The organism is Streptomyces endophytica (genome assembly GCF_026153355.1).
Lineage (GTDB): Bacteria > Actinomycetota > Actinomycetes > Streptomycetales > Streptomycetaceae > Streptomyces > Streptomyces endophytica.
Map to the genome: position 1 here is coordinate 2,657,156 of NZ_CP110636.1, position 17,102 is coordinate 2,674,257.

The 17,102-nt window shown below is 73.2% G+C and carries 14 protein-coding genes and 2 pseudogenes; 8 read left to right on the forward strand and 8 right to left on the reverse strand.

Annotated elements, in window-relative coordinates:
* Positions 1 to 53: 53 nt before the first annotated feature.
* Positions 54 to 1,103, reverse strand: coding sequence for a questin oxidase family protein (locus OJ254_RS12015; protein WP_265362321.1), 1,050 nt, complete (start codon positions 1,101 to 1,103; stop codon positions 54 to 56).
* A gap of 156 nt (positions 1,104 to 1,259) precedes the next feature.
* Between OJ254_RS12015 and OJ254_RS12020 the strand changes: the two genes are divergently transcribed.
* Positions 1,260 to 1,793 (forward strand): pyridoxamine 5'-phosphate oxidase family protein, encoded by a 534-nt coding sequence (locus OJ254_RS12020; RefSeq protein ID WP_265365127.1) that lies wholly within the window; start codon positions 1,260 to 1,262, stop codon positions 1,791 to 1,793.
* Between the two features lie 68 nt (positions 1,794 to 1,861).
* Here the strand turns inward: OJ254_RS12020 and OJ254_RS12025 are convergent, their stop codons facing one another.
* The gene (locus OJ254_RS12025; RefSeq protein WP_265362322.1) at positions 1,862 to 2,440 is read right to left on the reverse strand and encodes a hypothetical protein; all 579 of its coding nucleotides are present in this window, start codon (positions 2,438 to 2,440) and stop codon (positions 1,862 to 1,864) included.
* Between the two features lie 192 nt (positions 2,441 to 2,632).
* Complete coding sequence (locus OJ254_RS12030; protein WP_265362323.1) at positions 2,633 to 3,196, reverse strand: GNAT family N-acetyltransferase; 564 nt, start codon at positions 3,194 to 3,196, stop codon at positions 2,633 to 2,635.
* A gap of 259 nt (positions 3,197 to 3,455) precedes the next feature.
* Between OJ254_RS12030 and OJ254_RS12035 the strand changes: the two genes are divergently transcribed.
* The 5 genes and pseudogenes from OJ254_RS12035 to OJ254_RS12055 all read left to right on the forward strand — a co-directional run bounded on the left by OJ254_RS12035 (position 3,456) and on the right by OJ254_RS12055 (position 9,997).
* Positions 3,456 to 4,457 (forward strand): sigma-70 family RNA polymerase sigma factor, encoded by a 1,002-nt coding sequence (locus OJ254_RS12035; protein WP_261950912.1) that lies wholly within the window; start codon positions 3,456 to 3,458, stop codon positions 4,455 to 4,457.
* 273 nt (positions 4,458 to 4,730) lie between these two features.
* Complete coding sequence (locus tag OJ254_RS12040) at positions 4,731 to 5,537, forward strand: DeoR/GlpR family DNA-binding transcription regulator (RefSeq protein ID WP_265362324.1); 807 nt, start codon at positions 4,731 to 4,733, stop codon at positions 5,535 to 5,537.
* Between the two features lie 17 nt (positions 5,538 to 5,554).
* Positions 5,555 to 6,501: pseudogene (gene pfkB, locus OJ254_RS12045) on the forward strand (1-phosphofructokinase).
* A gap of 223 nt (positions 6,502 to 6,724) precedes the next feature.
* Positions 6,725 to 8,859, forward strand: a pseudogene (locus OJ254_RS12050) (PTS fructose transporter subunit IIABC).
* Between the two features lie 262 nt (positions 8,860 to 9,121).
* A complete protein-coding gene (locus OJ254_RS12055) occupies positions 9,122 to 9,997 on the forward strand; it encodes an NAD(P)-dependent oxidoreductase (protein WP_423835882.1) in 876 nt (291 codons plus the stop codon).
* Between the two features lie 86 nt (positions 9,998 to 10,083).
* On the opposite strand, the gene OJ254_RS12060 is transcribed toward OJ254_RS12055, so the two are convergent.
* Complete coding sequence (locus tag OJ254_RS12060; RefSeq protein WP_265362326.1) at positions 10,084 to 11,415, reverse strand: L,D-transpeptidase; 1,332 nt, start codon at positions 11,413 to 11,415, stop codon at positions 10,084 to 10,086.
* A gap of 83 nt (positions 11,416 to 11,498) precedes the next feature.
* Entirely contained in the window at positions 11,499 to 12,701 is a 1,203-nt protein-coding gene (locus OJ254_RS12065) for a CaiB/BaiF CoA transferase family protein (RefSeq protein WP_265362327.1), read from the reverse strand.
* Positions 12,702 to 12,985: 284 nt separating this feature from the next.
* On the opposite strand from OJ254_RS12065, the gene OJ254_RS12070 reads away from it, so the two are divergent.
* Positions 12,986 to 13,300: a hypothetical protein gene (locus tag OJ254_RS12070; protein ID WP_265362328.1), complete on the forward strand. Its 315-nt coding sequence runs from the start codon at positions 12,986 to 12,988 to the stop codon at positions 13,298 to 13,300.
* 64 nt (positions 13,301 to 13,364) lie between these two features.
* Here OJ254_RS12070 and OJ254_RS12075 read toward each other — a convergent pair whose 3' ends face one another.
* Positions 13,365 to 13,997 carry a YIP1 family protein gene (locus OJ254_RS12075; protein ID WP_265362329.1) on the reverse strand — a complete coding sequence of 211 codons (633 nt, stop codon included), beginning with the start codon at positions 13,995 to 13,997 and terminating at the stop codon, positions 13,365 to 13,367.
* A gap of 84 nt (positions 13,998 to 14,081) precedes the next feature.
* Between OJ254_RS12075 and OJ254_RS12080 the strand changes: the two genes are divergently transcribed.
* A complete protein-coding gene (locus OJ254_RS12080; protein ID WP_265362330.1) occupies positions 14,082 to 14,798 on the forward strand; it encodes a VIT1/CCC1 transporter family protein in 717 nt (238 codons plus the stop codon).
* Between the two features lie 91 nt (positions 14,799 to 14,889).
* On the opposite strand, the gene OJ254_RS12085 is transcribed toward OJ254_RS12080, so the two are convergent.
* Together OJ254_RS12085 and OJ254_RS12090 are read right to left on the reverse strand one after the other, a co-directional pair.
* Positions 14,890 to 15,999, reverse strand: coding sequence for a P1 family peptidase (locus tag OJ254_RS12085; protein WP_265365128.1), 1,110 nt, complete (start codon positions 15,997 to 15,999; stop codon positions 14,890 to 14,892).
* On the reverse strand, positions 15,992 to 16,825 hold the full coding sequence (locus tag OJ254_RS12090; RefSeq protein WP_265362331.1) for a L,D-transpeptidase family protein: 834 nt from the start codon (positions 16,823 to 16,825) through the stop codon (positions 15,992 to 15,994). Before OJ254_RS12090 ends, OJ254_RS12085 begins: the two co-directional genes overlap by 8 nt.
* Positions 16,826 to 17,102: the final 277 nt, after the last annotated feature.

Here is a 17,102-nt window from a genome sequence, read left to right on the forward strand (position 1 = left end):
CGGACCGCTCGGGGGCGTTCGTGCCGGGCGGTTGGGGGGCGATCAGGCGCTGGTCAGTCGTCCACGTCGATCAGCGCCACGGCGTTCAGGGCCGCCGACAGGGCACGGGTGTCGCCGTCCTCGGAGGCCGCGGCCACGTCCAGCGCGGTGTCGGCGAACTTGATCGCGTGCTCGTTCCCGTTGGCGACCGCCCGCGCGAAGACCTCCTCCGGGCTGAGGGAGCCGGCCTCCGGGGCCCGGCGCGGGGTGTCCGCGGCGTAGATGGCGGTGATCGCCGAGGTCGCCGCCCAGGCCACCGTGAAGGACGGCGCCCACAGGTCCTGGGGGAGCGCGGGCAGGATGCGCAGGACCGCGTTCGGCGCGGTGGCGGCGTGGACCAGCATGATGCCGTTCCCGTGGCCGTAGTCGCCGTAGTTGAGGGTGGCGGCCCGGACGAGCGCGGTCAGGCCCTCCCGTACGGCCTCCGGGTCCCCGGGCACGTGCAGCGACTCGGTCGTCGTCAACCAGCCCGCGGTGTCGGGGAGTTGCGCATACCCCTGGACCGGCGCCACCCGCTGGTCGGCGATACGGGGAACGGCTGCCAGCGCCTCGGCCGGGGTGGCGCGGCCCGTGGGGCGTACGGCGGTGGGGAGCAGCAGGTGCCGGGCGGCCCAGTAGCCGAGGGCGTGCGCGAACTCCGCCAGCCGCGGGGCGTTCTCACCGTCCGCCAGGAGGCTGCGGACGGCGTGGCCCAGGCGGATGACCGGGTGGGTGGCGGCGCCCGCGATACCGGGGAGCAGTCGCGGCCACCACTCGGCGAGGACGTCCCGCCAGGGCCGTTCGGCGACCCGCTCGATGAAGTACGCGGTCCAGTCGGTGACCCGGTCGGTCTCGCCGAGCGCCTGCTCCCAGTCGGCGTCGGTGATCGGCGACTTGGCGACCGGTACGTCCTCCAGCTTGTGCTCGTAGGTGTCGAGCCAGCGGTGGACGGTGCGGGCCTGGCCGTTGCGGACCATCGCCTCGATGGCCATCGGGCCGTGATTGCTCAGGAATCCCTTGAATTCGGGGCCGGCTGCGTGCAGGCGCTGTAATGCCTCGTCGAGTGTGCCGCTCGTCGTGTCCATGGAGCGAGGCTAGGTCGGCCGCGGGCGGGAACGTAACGGGCTTTCGGCTTACGGCGCTGGTCGTAAGGCCGTACGGAAATCCCGACAGGGGGTGTCGGGTATCGGGCGGAGAGTGGCGTCATGAGCAACGGCATGAGTAACGGCATGAGTGACGGCATGGCGGGCCGAAGTGACGGCGCGGCGATCGACGGGGCGGCCTGGTCGGTGGTCGAGGAGGCGGTGCCCGAGCTGGCCGGCCGGGTGCGGGCGCGCTTCGCGGCGTACCGGCACCACGTGCTGGCCACGCTCCGGCGGGACGGCGCACCGCGACTCAGCGGCCTGGAGGCGGACTTCCGGCACGGAGAACTGTGGCTGGGGATGATGAACGGCTCCCGCAAGGTCCTGGACCTGCGGCGCGATCCCCGCTTCTCGCTCCACGCCAATCCGGGGGAGCACGGCGAGGTGCCGGAGCTGGGAGACGTACGGGTGTCCGGGCGGGCGGTCGAGGTGACCGACCCCGGGCTGATCGCGCGCTATGCGGCGGAGGTGCGTCCGCCCGAGCCGTTCCAGCTGTTCCGGGCGGAGCTGACGGAGGTGGTGCGTACGTACATCGAGAGCCCGTATGTGGTGGTGGAGGCCTGGTGGCCGGGGCGGCCGCCGCGCACGATACGGCGGACGTCGGAGGACGCGACACCGAAGGCGGTGGGGTGAGGCTCCTGGCCGGGTGGTCAGGGGCCGGCCTCTGAACGAGGGTGTCGTCGTCGTTGAGGACGCCGGAATCAGTGGGTGGCGGCGGGCAGGCTGCGGCGCCGGGTGCCGTGCTCCTCGTGCGGACGGTGCCGGCCGTGCGGTTCGCGGGCGCTGTGGGTGCGGAAGAGGTAGAGAGCGGAGAGGAACATGATCCCGCCCATGACGAACCCGAAGATGCACGACTTCAGGATCGACTCGCCGCCCAGGCTGTAGACCCAGCCGATCGACAGCCCGAAGAGCGCGCCGTAGGAGAGCGCCCGGGTTTCGGTGAGCATCGACGACTGGAAGTGCGCCACCAGCAGCCCGAGGACGCCGCTGACCACGGCCGCGGCCACGCCGTACAGCAGGGCCGGTCCGCCCTTCGTGCCGGCGGTGTGGGTGCGGAAGATCGTGAACAGCCCGAAGGCGAGCGCCGCGATGAGCGGCCAGGCGACGGTGGCCGGGACGCGCTCGGCCATGGCCGCCAGGCGTGAGGTCCCCGGGCTGCCGGAGGCCCCTTCCGCTTCCGCGGAGCCGGGGCGGGGGCCGGCGGTGGCTCCGTGTTCGCCCTCGACCGTGCCGTGTGAGCGGGCGGCCCTCGCGCCGTGCCGGCGAGCGTGCTGGTCCATGGCGGGCTCCTCTCGATCGCCCCGCTGGTCCTGGGCCCGCGTTCCCCGGGCCCAGGGCCGTATGCCTGCGTGCCCGGGCGTCTTCGTGCCAGCCGGGCACGCCTCCTGTCCAGGCGACACCCGGGGGGCCGCCGCGTCAACCGGAGCGGCGGAGGGCCTTACCGGGTGCGCCTTACGAGGTGATCAAGGTGATCAGCCGAGGTCCTTCTGGAACCAGGCCACGTCCCAGTAGCGGCCGAATTTGCGCCCCACCTCCGTGTACGTGCCGATGTGCCGGAAGCCGAAGCGGGTGTGCAGCCGGGTGGACGCCTCGTTCGGCTGGGTGATGCCCGCGTAGGCGCGGTGCACGTCCTCTTTGGCCAGCGCCTCGAACAGGGCCTCGTAGAGGAGCGTGCCGACGCCACGGCCCGCGGCCTCCGGGGCGCAGTAGACGGTGACCTCGACGGACGGGTCGTAGGCCGCCTTGGGGCGGAAGGCGCTGCTGGTCGCGTAGCCGAGCAGCGGAGCCGCCTGTTCCTTCACCGGCCCGTCGGGCGTGTGGTGCGTCCGGTCTGCGGGTACCTGCGCAACCAGAAGGCGGTGGGGGCCGTCTTGAGGGTGGGAGAGCAGCCAGGGGCGGCGCTCCTCAGGGGTGAAGGGCTCCAGGTCGAAGGTGATCGGAGTCTCACGGATGTAGTGGTTGTAAAGATCCGTAAGGGCCGGAAGGTCCGCCTCGACGCCCGCTCTGACCTGCACTTCCCCTTGCCCGAACGGCATACGGCCTCCCTCGATGAGGGGGCAGGGTACTGCATGATCAGAAAAATAGCCGCGCCGGGTGGGAATTCTGTCCGGATTCCAGCCGTTGTTTCCTTCGGACGGGTCACTCGGCAAGCATCGCAGTCGATGCCCTACCGGTATCGGCGCACGTCAGCCGGTGCGACACCCCATGTCGTACGGAAAACGTCGCAGCACGTCGGTGCGCCAACCGGCCCGCCCCACCGTCCCGCGACCGACTCATCGCAAAGGGAGCACACGCATGGCAACCCGTGCCGTCGCCCGACGTCAGGAAAGCAGCAGCGCTTCTGACGGGGCCCACAGCGTTCGCGCCGTAGGCGGGGAGATCGCCGACCGCGACCTGGTCGGCATGTACCTCGACGAGATCGCGCGTACGCCCCTGCTCGACGCCGCCAAGGAGGTCGAGCTGTCCCAGACCATCGAGGCGGGTGTCTACGCCCAGCAGATCCTGGACGGTGAGGTCACCGACGGCAATGCCGCAGGTGCCGGCCGTGAGGAGCTGGAGGCGCTGGCCGCGGAGGCCGCCAAGGCCAAGGACGTCTTCATCCGCTCCAACCTGCGGCTGGTCGTCGCGGTGGCGCGCCGTTACCCGCGCGCCGGACTCCCCCTGCTCGACCTGATCCAGGAGGGCAACGCCGGCCTGGTGCGGGCCGTGGAGAAGTTCGACTACGCCAAGGGCTTCAAGTTCTCGACGTACGCCACGTGGTGGATCCGTCAGGCGATCACCCGCTCCATCGCCGACCAGTCGCGCACGATCCGGCTGCCCGTGCACCTCGTCGAGGAGCTGGGCCGGATCCGCCGGGTGCAGCGCGAGTTCAACCGCGAGAACGGCCGCGACCCGGAGCCCGAGGAGGTCGCCGGCGAGCTGGGCACCACGCCCGCCCGCGTCACCGACGTACTGGACTGGGCGCGCGACCCGGTCAGCCTCAACATGTCCGTGGACGACGACGGCGACACGCAGTTCGGCGACCTGCTGGAGGACACCTCCGCGGCCTCGCCCGAGCAGTCGGTCCTCACGCTGCTGCGCAGCGAGGAGCTGGAGGACCTCATCGACCGCCTCGACCACCGCACCGCCTCGATCATCAAGGCGCGCTACGGCATCGAGGACGGCCGCGAGCGCACGCTGACCGAGGTCGGCAAGCAGCACGGCCTCACCCGCGAGCGGATCCGGCAGATCGAGAAGCACGCGCTGCTGGAGCTGAAGCGGATGGCGCACGACACGGGGTTCGACGCGGCCGCGTAACCCCGCCGCACCCTCCCCGGCAAGCAGGACGAGCCCCGGCGCCCTTCGCGGCGCCGGGGCCCTTTTGTGCCCGCCTGGGTCGCCCGCGGTGCCGCCCACGGTGCCGCCCGCTCGCCCGGCGAGGGCGCGCGCCCGGGCTCCCTCCGCCGCCCCACCCCCCCGCCGATGTCTGTTTGAGTCCGATCGGCGCCCGAGTCTGTTTACTTCACCGAGATGCGGGCGTAGCATCGGAGTGAAACCACAGGTTCGGGCAGGGGAACGGACACAAACGCGATGTACGCACCGGAACGGCAGCAGGAGATTCTGCGACTGGCCCGTGAGGGCGGGCGGGTCGACGTGCTCTCCCTCGCCGAGGAGTTCCAGGTCACCGCCGAGACCGTGCGGCGCGACCTCAAGGCGCTGGACCGGGCCGGTCTGGTGCGCAGGGTGCACGGCGGTGCCATCCCGGCCGGCCGGCTGGACTTCGAGCCGGACCTCGCCGAGCGGGACGCCGTCGCCGCCGACGAGAAGCTGCGCATCGCCCGCGCGGCGCTCGCCGAGCTCCCGGGCAGCGAGAACGGCGAGCGGGGCACCGGGTCCCCCGGCGGCCGCGGTTTCGGCAGCGTGATCCTGGACGCCGGTACGACGTCCGCCCGGCTCGCCGCCGAGATCCCGCTGGAGGCCGAGCTGACCGTGGTCACCCACGGCCTGCCGGTGGCCGCGCGGCTGGCCGACCACCCCGGGCTGACCCTGCACCTCGTAGGCGGCCGGATCCGGCACCGTACCCGGGCCGCGGTCGACGACTGGGCGCTGCGCGCCTACCGCGAGATCAACGCCGACGTGCTGTTCCTGGCGACCAACGGCTTCTCCCTGGAGGGCGGGCTGACCACCCCCGACCTCGCGGAGGCCGCGGTCAAGCGGGCGCTGATCCGCGCCGCCCGCCGGGTCGTCCTGCTCGCCGACTCCGGCAAGTTCGAGCAGCGGCACTTCGCCCGCTTCGGCGACCTCTCGGACGTGGACCTGCTCATCACCGACACCGGGCTGAGCCCCGACGACGCCCTCGCCATCGAGCGCGCGGGCACGGAAGTAGTACGCGCATGACCCCCTCCGAGAAGCCCATGATCCTCACTGTCACGCCCAACCCCAGCCTGGACCGCACGTACGAGATCCCGGCGCTGGACCGCGGGGCCGTGCTCCGGGCCACCGCGGACCGGATCGACCCCGGCGGCAAGGGCGTCAACGTCTCCCGGGCGCTCGCCGCCGCCGGACACCGCACCCTCGCCGTACTGCCGCTGGGCGGCCCCGCGGGCGCGGCGCTGGCCGGGCTGCTGAACGCGGAGGGGATCGAGGTGGCGGGCGTACCGGTGGCCGGCCAGACCCGCTCCAACATCTCGGTCGCCGAGCCCGACGGCACCCTCACCAAGATCAACGCGACCGGTCCGGAGCTGTCCGCCGAGGAGTCGGAGGCACTGCTCGCGACGGTCGGCGAGCGGTCGGCGGGCGCCGGCTGGATCGCCTGCTGCGGCAGTCTGCCGCGCGGCCTGGCACCCGAGTGGTACGCGGAACTGGTCGCCCGGGCGCACGGTGCCGGGGCCCGGATCGCCCTGGACACGTCCGGCCCGTCGCTGACCGCCGCCCTGCGCGAACGGCCGGACGTCGTGAAGCCGAACGCCGAGGAGCTGGCGCAGGCCGTCGGCCGCCCGCTCGCGACCGTGGGCGAGGCGGTCAAGGCCGCCGAGGAGCTGCGGGCGCGCGGTGCGCGGGCGGTCCTCGCCTCCCTGGGGGCGGACGGCCAGCTGCTGGTCGACGAGGACGGCGCCCACTTCGGCAGCGCACCGGTCGCCGCCGTCCGCAGCAACGTGGGGCCGGCGACGCGTCGCTGGCCGGATTCCTCGCGGCCGGCGGTACGGGGACGGCCGCGCTGGCCGCCGCGCTGGCGCACGGCGCGGCCGCCGTCCAACTGCCCGGCAGCCAGATGCCGACGCCGCGGGACCTGGCTCCGGCGGCGGTCATGACCACCGATGACGTGCCGTACGACCGGCCGCTCACGGAGCCGGTGTCATGACCGGGCGGGCGGGCGCTATACGGCGCCGGGCGGGCGAGCGGCGGACGCGGGTGAGCGTCAGCCGGGCCCGGGCGGGCGGTATGCGGCGCCGGGCGGGGGTCATCAAGAGCCGGGGGAGCAGGGCGGTGGCAGGTACGGAGTGTGTGCTGCCGTCCGCCGACGTGTTGTTCGCGAGGGTCGGTCGCCCGGCAGGCGTTCGGGCCGGTACTGAAGGGAGCCCGCGATGAGCGAGCTGATCACCGCGGACCTGGTCGATCTCGACCTGTCCGCAGACACCAAGGACGCCGCCGCGCGGTCGCTGGCCGAGCGGATGGTCGCGTCCGGTCGCGTCACCGACCTGGAGGGTTTCCTCGCGGACGTGGCCGCACGCGAGGCCCAGATGCCGACCGGGCTGGACGGCGGGATCGGGATCCCGCACTGCCGCAGCGCGCACGTCACCGAGCCGACGCTGGCCTTCGGGCGCAGTGCCGCCGGGATCGACTTCGGGGCGCCGGACGGCCCGGCCGACCTGATCTTCCTGATCGCGGCCCCGGCGGGCGGCGACGCGGACCACCTGTCGATCCTCTCCACCCTCGCCCGCCAGCTGATGGACGAGTCCTTCACCGGAGCCCTGCGCTCCGCCACCGGCCCGGGCCGCGCGGCGGCGCTGATACGGGGCGAGACACCGGAGGAGGCGGCGGAGCCCACCGCGGCGGAGCAGCCCACCGCGGCGGAGGAGCCGACGGCCGTCCCGGAGCCGACGGCCGCAGCCACCCCGGAGCAGGAACCGGAGCCCACCCCGAAAGCGGAGCCCACCCCGGAACCGGAACCGGAGACCGCCTCGGCCCCCACCCCCGCCGCCACTCCCGCTCCCGCTACCGCTCCCACCCCCGCCCCCTTCCGTATCGTCGCCATCACCTCCTGTCCCACCGGCATCGCGCACACCTACATGGCCGCCGAGTCGCTGGAGAAGGCCGGACGGGCCGCCGGCGTCGAGGTGTTCGTCGAGACGCAGGGCTCGGCCGGGTTCAAGCGGCTCGATCCGCAGCTCGTGGCCGACGCGGACGGCGTGATCTTCGCCCATGACGTCGAGGTGCGGGAGAAGGAGCGGTTCGCCGGCAAGCCGACCGTCGACGTCGGCGTGAAGGCGGGCATCAACCGCTCCGCCGAACTCATCGCGGAGGTACGGGAGAAGGCCGCCCGGGGCGAGACCGGTGAGGCCGGCGCGGCCGCCCGCCCCGCCGTGCCCATGGACCGGGGTGCCGACGCCGCCGACGGCTACGCCACCCGCCTGCGCAAGTGGCTGATGACCGGCGTCAGTTACATGGTTCCGTTCGTCGCCGCCGGCGGTCTGCTCATCGCGCTCGCCTTCGCGATCGGCGGCTACACGATCAACAAGGCGCCGTCCGTCGCCGACCACTTCCTGTGGACCGAGTCCGCCAGCTGGGCGGCCCTGCTGTTCCAGATAGGCAGCGTCGCCTTCGGCTTCCTCGTCCCCGTCCTGGCCGGCTTCATCGCGTACGGCATGGCCGACCGGCCCGGGCTCGTCCCCGGCTTCGTCGGCGGGGCCATCGCGCTCACCATCAACGCGGGCTTCCTCGGCGGTCTGATCGCGGTCTCCTCGCGGGCGGGGTGGTGCTGACGATCCAGCGCCTGAACGTCCCGGCACCGTTGCGCGGCATCATGCCGGTCGTCGTGATCCCGCTGGTGTCCTCCGCGCTCGTCGGCTTCCTGATGTTCCTGGTGGTCGGCAAGCCGATCGCCGCACTGCAGAAGGGGCTGACCGACTGGCTGTCCGGGCTCACCGGCGCCAACGCGATCATCCTCGGCGCGCTGCTCGGCCTCATGATGTGCTTCGACCTCGGCGGTCCGCTGAACAAGGTCGCCTACGCCTTCGCGGTCGGCGGCCTGGCCAATCCCAACGAGGGCAGCCTGAAGGTGATGGCCGCGGTGATGGCCGCCGGTATGGTCCCGCCGCTGGCGATGGCCCTGGCGACGACCGTCCGCGGGCGGCTGTTCACCAAGACCGAGCGGGAGAACGGCAAGGCGGCCTGGGTGCTCGGGGCGTCCTTCATCACCGAGGGCGCGATCCCGTTCGCGGCCGCCGATCCGTTGCGCGTCATCCCTTCCGTGATGGTCGGCGGCGCGGTCACCGGCGCCCTGTCGATGGCCTTCGGCTGCACCCTGCGGGCCCCGCACGGCGGCATCTTCGTCGTCCCGCTGATCGGCCAGCCACTGCTCTACCTGCTCGCCATCGCCGCCGGTACGTGCGTCAGCACCGCCCTGGTCCTCCTCCTCAAGACCCTCCGCAAGCCCACCCCCGCCGCCCCGGCCGAGACCCCGTCCCCCGACCACCCCGTCGTCCCGGCCGCCGCCTGACCCTCACGTCCCACCGGGGCCCGGGACCGCCACCACAGGCGTCCCGGGCCCCGGCCTCTGTCGGCGGTACCGGCACCGACCCCCCGCCGACTCTGCGGTCCGCGGCCTCGCTCACCTGGGAGTAAGCCGGCCACCTCAAAGTAAGTACGCACTAAAAAGTGGGTACTTGTCGCTGCTTCTGCCTGGGCCAAGACTGAGCGGGAGATCGCAAGATCGAAAGCGCGAGAGATCGCGAGTCACCAGGTGGAGGGGGAGTTCTGTCGTGTCGGTGGAGAAGACCGGTGTTGCGGTGCTGGGGCTGGGCAGCATGGGGAGTGCGCTGGCCGGGGCGCTGTTGGCGGGCGGGCATGCGGTGCGGGTGTGGAACCGCACCCCGGGGAAGGCCGGGGAGCTCGTTGCGCGGGGGGCCCGGGAGGCCGGGTCGGTGGCCGAGGCGGTGGACGGCAGTGACGTCGTGATCGTCTGCATCCTGGATTACGGCGATGTCGGACCGCTGCTGGAGCAGGCCGGCGGGCCGGCGGGGTTGCAGGGGCGGGTGGTGGTCAATGTGACCAACGGGTCGCCCGAGGAGGCCCGGGAGATGGCGGAGCGGGTGGCCGCGCTCGGCGGCGCATACCTCGACGGCGGCATCATGGCCGTGCCGGAGATCCTGGCGACGCCGCAGGCGTTCGTGCTGTACAGCGGGTCCCGGACGGCCTTCGAGACGTCCCGCGGGCTGCTGGACTCCTTCGCGCGGAGCGTCTACCTGGGCGAGGACCCCGGGCTCGCACCGCTCAACGATCTTGCGCTGCTGAGCGGGATGTACGGGATGTTCGGCGGCTTCGCGCACGCCGCGGCGTTGATCCGCTCGGCGGGCGGGCCGGTCGCCGGGTTCACCAGCACGCTGCTGGTGCCCTGGATCCAGGCGATGGCCGGCGCGCTGCCCGCGATGGCCGAGCAGGTCGATTCCGGCGACTACTCGGTCACCGGGTCGCCCCTGGCCATGCAGGTCTCGCACGACGCCATCGGCGACCTCTCGCGGGCGCAGGGGGTGAGCCCGGAGCTCTGGGCGCCGGTGCTGGCGCTGATGGAGCGGCGGGTGGCGGACGGGCACGGGAGCGAGGGGTTCGCGGGGGTCGTGGAGTTGCTGAGGGGCTAGGGCTGTAGGCCCCTACCAGGTACGGCAGACGACGGCGGCCGGTCCCTTTCGGGGCCGGCCACCGCTCTGTTCGTCCGGGACGCGCGTCAGGACGCGCTGCCCGCCTTCCAGTCGGACCAGGAGAGGTTCCAGCCGTTGAGGCCGTTGTCCGGCTGGACCATCCGGTCGTGGGAGTTCTTCACGATGACGACGTCGCCGACCAGCGACTCGTTGAAGAACCACTTGCCGGGGGTGTCGCCCCCGCCGCCCTTGTTGTCGCGCAGGCCGACGCAGCCGTGGCTGGTGCCGGAGTTGCCGAAGACGGAGGAGGGGCCCCAGTAGTTGCCGTGGATGAAGGTGCCGGACGACGACAGCCGCATGGCGTGCGGGACGTCCTTGATGTCGTACTCACCGCCGAAGCCGACCGTCGAGCCGTCCATCCGGGTCTGCTCGAACTTCTCCGAGATCACCATCTGGCCGTTGTAGGTGGGGTGCTCGGGGCTGCCGCCGGAGATCGGGACCCGCTTGAGGACCTTGCCGTCCCGCTTGACCGTCATGGTCTGGGTGTTCATGTCGACCGTGGAGACCTGCGAGCGGCCGATCGTGAAGGTCACCGTCTTGGACTGCACGCCGGTGATGCCGTTGCCGCCCTTCACACCGTCCAGGTCGATCTTCATCGTGATCTTGGAGCCGGCCTTCCAGTAGTCCTCCGGCCGGAAGTCCAGGCGCTGGGACCCGAACCAGTGGCCGACGACCTCCTGGCCGCTGCTGGAGCTCACCTTGATGTGGGACTGGACGTCCTTCTTGTTGGTGATCACCTTGTCGAAGTTGAAGGACACCGGCATGCCGACGCCGACGGTCTTGCCGTTGTCGGGGGTGTAGGTGCCGATGAAGCTGTTGGCCGACGAGACCGTCGTGAAGGTGGCGTTCTCGGTGGCCGGACGGCCCTTGGCGTCCTTCGCGTTCGCCACGATCTTGTACTTGGTGCCGCGCTCCAGCTGGGCGCCCGGCTTCCAGGACGTGCCGTCGGGCGATATGGCGCCCGCCACCGTGGCGCCCGTGTCGGCGGCGGTGAGCTTGACGTCGGTCAACTTGCCACCGGTGACCTTCACACCCGTGTCGTTGATGCTGGCGTCGGTGGCGCCGTCCTTCGAGGAGACGGTGATCTTGGCGTCCGAGGCGTCCTTCTTGGCCGCGGCGTCCGCGCCCGCCTGGCCGTTCTTCCCGTCGTCGTTGCCGCCGGCCTCGGCGTCGCCGCCACAGGCCGACAGGGCCAGCGCACCCGCTGCGAGCAGGGCGGTCACCGCGAGCGTGCGGCGCATCCGGCGGGTGCGGCGCGGGGCGCCGGTCACCTGCTGCTCGGCTGACGGGAACAGCTGGTGCGGGGTGCGGGACCGATCGGGCGCGGGGGTGTCCGGCGATGTCACGAGCTGCTCCATACAGGGGTGTTGTGTATTTCCGTGCTGGTAAACAGCACCTACGGGCAGATTTGGTTGCGGGTCAGGCCATGTTGTGACGAACGTCACATTCCGGGAGGGAGTGGGTGGTCGGCCGGTCCCGACAGCCAGGTTCGCAGCGCGGTGCCGTGTTCGTCCAGGCGGGGTGGTGCCGTCGGCGGTGTCACCGGGGTCTCCGAGAGTCGGAGCGGGCTGGTGACTTGGCGGATCCGGCCCTCGCCGACGGGGGTGACCGGGTCGAGCCCGAGTCGCTCGGCCAACTGAAGGGCCTGCGAGAGGGTGTTGACCGGGCCGCAGGGGACGGAAGCCGCGAGCAGGCGGGAGGTCCAGCTCTCCGGGGTGTCGGAGGCCAGTCGCTCCTCCAGCGCTTTGATGAGATCTGTACGGTTTTGCACCCGGTCCTGGTTGCGGGCGAAGCGGGGGTCGTCGGCCAGCTCCGGGGCGCCCAGGGCCGTGGCCAGGGCCCGGAATTGGCGGTCGTTGCCCGCCGCCACCGCCAGCGGCCGTCCGTCCCGGCAGGCCAGCGTCTCGTACGGGGCGATGCTCGGGTGGCGGTTGCCCATCGGGCCCGGGTCGCGGCCGGTGGCCAGGTGGCCGGACGCCTGGTTGACCAGCGAACCCAGCAGGGACGACAGCAGATTGACCTCCACCAGCTGGCCCCGGCCGGTGCGGTCGCGGTGGCGCAGGGCGGCGAGGATGCCGGTCGTGGCGTCCTTGGCGGTCAGTACGTCCACCAGCGCGACCCCCGCCTTCAGGGGCGGGCCGCCGGGCTCGCCGGTGATGCTCATCAGCCCGCCGACGGCCTGCACGACGAAGTCGTAGCCGGGCAGCGCGGCCCCCGCGCCGGAGCCGAAGCCGGTGATGGTGCAGTGCACCAGGCGCGGGTTGGCGGCGAGGGTGGCGGCGTGGTCCAGGCCGAACTTGGTGAGCGCGCCGGGGCGGAAGTTCTCGATCAGTACGTCGGCCCGCCGCGCCAGCTCGCGGGCCGCGGCCGCGTCGGCCGGGTCGCCGAGGTCCAGGGCGAGCCCCCGCTTGGAACGGTTGGCGGCGTCGAAGTACGCGGCCGTGCCGTCCGGGCCGAACGGCGGGCCCCAGGCGCGGGTGTCGTCACCGGCGCCCGGCCGCTCCACCTTGATCACCTCGGCGCCGAGGTCGGCGAGCGTCGCGGCGGCCAGCGGGCCGGCCAGCACCCGGCTGAAGTCCGCGACGAGGATGCCGTCGAGGGCGCGGTCGGGCGGGGACGCGGGCGGTCGGGGCGGCTGCGGCACGGCGGTGCTCCTCACGTCGCGGGCGGGGTGCCGCCATCCTGGGCGGCCCGCCGCGCCGCGCGGAAGCGTCCGGGGTGTCCAAGGACACGGCCCCGACTCTGACGGGTCGGCCTCTTCGGTACGTATAGACAGTTGCAGGGACCTGGAGCGGCGCCAGAAATGTGGCGAAATGTCATAGGAGATGCGTCACTTCGGGACTTAAGTCCCAAGATCCTCTGTTGTAACCGTGGATGCGTGGTGTCTACTGGCTCTAGCCCAGAGCCTCATACGTCCTGGAGGACCGCATGCTCCCCTCCGTATCGATTCTGCAGCAGATCGGCCTCGGCGTGCTCCTCGCGGTGGCCGTGCTCTGGGTCGTCGGCATCGTCAGACTGCTGCGGAACGGCCGGTACGAGGCGGCCATGCGGCGCGACCGGCGCGAGATGCGGGTGCGGTACGCGGCGCCCGGTCCGGAGCGGCTCCCCGAACCGCCGGAGCTGCTCGGCTCGGTGCCCCGGCAGACCGGCCCGGCCGGGCCCCCGGCGGAGTGCGTGGAGCTGAGCGCCGCCGAGCGCGAGGCGTTCGAGGAGCTCGTCCGGCAGCTGACCAGCCGCAGCTGACCGGTGCCGCGGGGGGACCCGGACCGGCCGGCCCCGTGGGCGAACGAGGGAGCGCCGGCCCGGTTCAGCGCACCGGGCCGAGCCTGAGCAGGGCCAGCGCGGCCAGCATCTGCACGGTCACCGACAGCGCCGACTTCCCCGTCGGCAGGTGGTGCTGGCCGCGTATCAGCAGCACCGCGAGGACGTAGCCGAAGCCCCAGGTCGTCCAGGTCGCGGCCTGGACGAAGGTGGCATCGGTCGGCAGCCAGGCGACGATCGCCAGCCGCGGCAGGTCCGTCACCCAGAAGAGCACGATGAACAGGCTCGCGGTCGGCGCGAACCGGCCGCTGCCCCCGAGCGTGCGGGCTATCGCATGGGTCACCGCGCCCAGCGCCAGGCTCGCCGCCAGCACCCCGGCCTCGGCCAGCCCGACGAGCTTCAGCGCGGCCGAGCGGTCGGCCGCCCACTGGCCGTGGAACGCGTCCACCGACAGCATCCCGATGCCGCCGCTGATCAGCGACAGCAGCACCGCCGCACTCCACGCGCTGCGGTCCCGGGCCTCGTCCAGGACCTCCACCGGCCGGTACCAGAGCCCGAATATCAGCCGGTGCCACCACAGCCGGCGGCGTGGCGCGGGTGCTCCGGGCTTCTTGGCAGCCGGCTGGACGAGCGTGGGCGGCGGGTGTTGGGGAGGACGGGAGGGGGGTGGTGCGGACATACGGCCGTTTCTACCACCGGCCGAACCGGGGTGCGGCGGGGGCGTCGGGCGGGGCACAAGGGATACGGGTGAGACCCTCAGGAGGTGACCTTGCAGACTCCGGAGCACGACGAGGCGCACGGCGGCGGCCTCGGCAGCCGGCTCAACTGGCTGCGGGCGGCGGTGCTCGGCGCCAACGACGGCATCGTGTCCACCGCCGGGCTGGTCGTCGGCGTGGCCGGCGCGACCCAGGACCGCGCGACGCTGCTGACGGCCGGTCTGGCCGGGCTGCTGGCCGGTTCGATGTCGATGGCGGCCGGCGAGTACGTCTCGGTGTCCACCCAACGCGACTCGGAGAAGGCGGCGCTGGCCCTGGAGCGCCGGGAGCTGGCCACCGCACCGCAGGCCGAACTGATCGAGCTGACCGAGCTGTTGGAGGGCAAGGGGCTGGAGCGGCAGCTCGCCCGCGAGGTCGCCGAGCAGCTCACCGAACACGACGCGCTGCGCGCCCATGCCGAGGTCGAGCTGGGCATCGACCCCGACGAACTCACCAACCCCTGGCACGCGGCCGCCGCCAGCTTCCTCGCCTTCACCGCCGGGGCACTGCTGCCGCTGCTCGCGATCGTGCTGCCGCCCGCCGCGCACCGGCTGTGGATCACGGTGGTGGCGGTGCTGGCCGCGCTGGCGATCTGCGGCTGGTCCAGCGCCCGGCTGGGGTCCGCGCCGCCCGGGCGCGCGGTGCTGCGGAACGCCGGCGGCGGCGCGCTGGCCATGGCGGTCACCTACGTGGCGGGGACCCTGCTGGGCGCCGTCGGCGCCTGACCCGGCCGTCCCGGTCCCGGTACGAGGGGACGCGGCCGCCGGGCCCGTCCACCGCCTCCGTGGCGCCCGCCGCCCGCACCCCGGAGGGCGCTCAGCCGCCGTACAGGTCCCGGTACGAGGGGAAGTGGCCGCCGGGCCCGTCCACCGTCTCCGCGGTGAGCGCGGCCCGCACCACCGCGCGGGTCAGCACGTCCGCACCGGCGGCCAGGATGTCGTTGAGCGCACCGGCCTCCACATGGACGCCGAAGGCGGGGTCGGCGGCGGTCCCTTCCGGGACCAGCGGGCGGGCGGCGGTGGACAGCGCGAAGACGGTGTCGCCGTCGGAGAGCAGATGCACCGGGCGGACCGCGCGGGCCAGCCCGTCGTGCGCGGTGCCGGCGAGCTTCTGGGCCTGGGCGCGGGTGAGCACGGCGTCGGTGGCGACCACGGCGAGGGTGGTGTTGAGCGGAGGACGGACCGAGGCGGCGAAGCGGGCCTGGGACGTCTCCCGGGCCTCGGCCAGGCGGCGGAGCGCCGCGGTGTGCACCTCGGGGTCGGGCGGGGCCGCGTCCGGCAGGCCGTAGAGGGCGCCGGTGCGGGGATCGGCGAACGAGCCCGCGGCGTTGACGGCGGCCAGCGCGGCGACCGTCACGCCCGAGGGGAGGACCGCGCTCGCGGTGCCGGTGCCGCCCTTGACGCCGCCGGCCACGGCTCCGGTGCCGGCGCCCGTGTTGCCCTCGGCGACCGGTGCGCCGGGCCCGGTGGCCGCGGCGGCCTCGGCGGCCGCGCGCCCCAGGGCCGCGTCCGGGCGGGCCCGCCAGTCGCCGCCGCGGCCCAGGTCGAACAGTGCGGCGGCCGGCACGACCGGTACGACCTGGGCGGGGTCCGGGCCGACGCGGAAGCCGCGGCCGTGGTCCTCCAGCCAGCCGGCCACACCGGACGCGGCGTCAAGACCGTAGGCGCTGCCGCCGGTCAGCACGACCGCCTCGATGCGCGGCACGAGATTGCGCGGGTCCAGCGCGTCGGTCTCCCGGGTGCCCGGCCCGCCGCCGCGCACGTCGACGGCCGCGACCATGCCGCCGTCCGGGGCGAGGACGACGGTGGTGCCGGTCAGCGCGCCGCCGCCGGCCCGCCGGGCGTGGCCGACCCGCAGGCCGCGGACGTCGGTCAGCGCGTCCCGCGGCCCGGCGGGGAGCCCGGCGGCCGTGGCCCGCTCAGTAATGGGCCGGTCCCATCACGATGACCGGGTGCAGAGCGGGGTCGAGGGTGCGCAGCAGCTCCCGCATCACCTTGGGCTTGAGGCTCACACAGCCCTGGGTCGGGCCGTCGTGGTCGACGTGCAGCCAGACGCCGCCGCCCTTGAAGTCGCCCCAGGGGCGGTGCGGGTCCAGCGGGGAGGTGCCGGGGTCGCGGTTGTAGTTGATGGCGATGACGTAGTCGAAGGCGCCGGCCAGCGGCTCGCCCTCCACACCGGTGCCGTCGGCGACGAAGCTGTCGTTGTGGTCGTAGGGGAGCTTGGTGCCGTCCGGGGCGGGCAGCCGGCCACCGGCGTCGGTGAGGGTGTAGACGCCGATGGGGGAGCGCAGATCGCCGTAGTGGTGGTTGTCGGTCCAGCCGTGGGCGGCGTTGTGCGCGGACCAGGTGGGGCCCGGCTCCCAGCTGTCGGAGTCCTCCGCGCGGGTGTAGAGGACGACCTGGGACTCGTAGGAGTCCATGCCCTTGCCGGTGACGACGAGCACCTGCCGGGAGTTCGCCGGTATCGCCTTGCGGGCCGCGTCGCTGAGGCCGGGGATCGGCTGACCGGCCGCGAGGCCGGGTGCGGCGTTCGGGGCGGATTTCGCCGCGGCGGCGGGCGTGCGTGGCGTGTCCGGGCCGGAAGCCGTCGTGGACGTGGTGCTCTTGGCGTCGGTCCGGGTTTCGTGGTCGTCACCCGATGCCGGCCACGCCCACAGGGCGGTGCCGACGAGCGTGGAGAGGGCGAGACCGCCGACGGCCTTGCTGCGCCGGGACAGTCTCGTCCGCGCGCGGGTCTGGGCGTGGCGGGCCATGGCTGGCGTCTCCTCAGGTACGGACGGCGGGCGTGCCCTCCGGGGCCTCCCGTAAGGGACCCCCCTGTCATAAAAAGGGCAATCTGCACCCTACCGCGTCTGTGTCGGGGCGCCTCCGCTGGCCGGGGGCAAGCCGGGGGAACAACAACGCGAGCCGCCGGGAAGTGGAATCCATTAGTGGGTAATTGACGGGCAATGGGCTGACGGGCGAGCGCGGTCCGCGCGGCCGGCCAGGGGGACGGGGCGGGCGAAGATGGCCGGATCTGATGCGGAATCA

What these genes read in the sequence shown, in the direction of transcription:
- OJ254_RS12015 (WP_265362321.1), bottom strand. Translation starts at nt 1,103, where the DNA reads ATGGACACGACGAGCGGCACACTCGACGAGGCATTACAGCGCCTGCAC.
- OJ254_RS12020 (WP_265365127.1), top strand. Translation starts at nt 1,260, where the DNA reads ATGGCGGGCCGAAGTGACGGCGCGGCGATCGACGGGGCGGCCTGGTCG.
- OJ254_RS12025 (WP_265362322.1), bottom strand. Translation starts at nt 2,440, where the DNA reads ATGGACCAGCACGCTCGCCGGCACGGCGCGAGGGCCGCCCGCTCACAC.
- OJ254_RS12030 (WP_265362323.1), bottom strand. Translation starts at nt 3,196, where the DNA reads ATGCCGTTCGGGCAAGGGGAAGTGCAGGTCAGAGCGGGCGTCGAGGCG.
- OJ254_RS12035 (WP_261950912.1), top strand. Translation starts at nt 3,456, where the DNA reads ATGGCAACCCGTGCCGTCGCCCGACGTCAGGAAAGCAGCAGCGCTTCT.
- OJ254_RS12040 (WP_265362324.1), top strand. Translation starts at nt 4,731, where the DNA reads ATGTACGCACCGGAACGGCAGCAGGAGATTCTGCGACTGGCCCGTGAG.
- OJ254_RS12060 (WP_265362326.1), bottom strand. Translation starts at nt 11,415, where the DNA reads ATGGAGCAGCTCGTGACATCGCCGGACACCCCCGCGCCCGATCGGTCC.
- OJ254_RS12070 (WP_265362328.1), top strand. Translation starts at nt 12,986, where the DNA reads ATGCTCCCCTCCGTATCGATTCTGCAGCAGATCGGCCTCGGCGTGCTC.
- OJ254_RS12075 (WP_265362329.1), bottom strand. Translation starts at nt 13,997, where the DNA reads ATGTCCGCACCACCCCCCTCCCGTCCTCCCCAACACCCGCCGCCCACG.
- OJ254_RS12090 (WP_265362331.1), bottom strand. Translation starts at nt 16,825, where the DNA reads ATGGCCCGCCACGCCCAGACCCGCGCGCGGACGAGACTGTCCCGGCGC.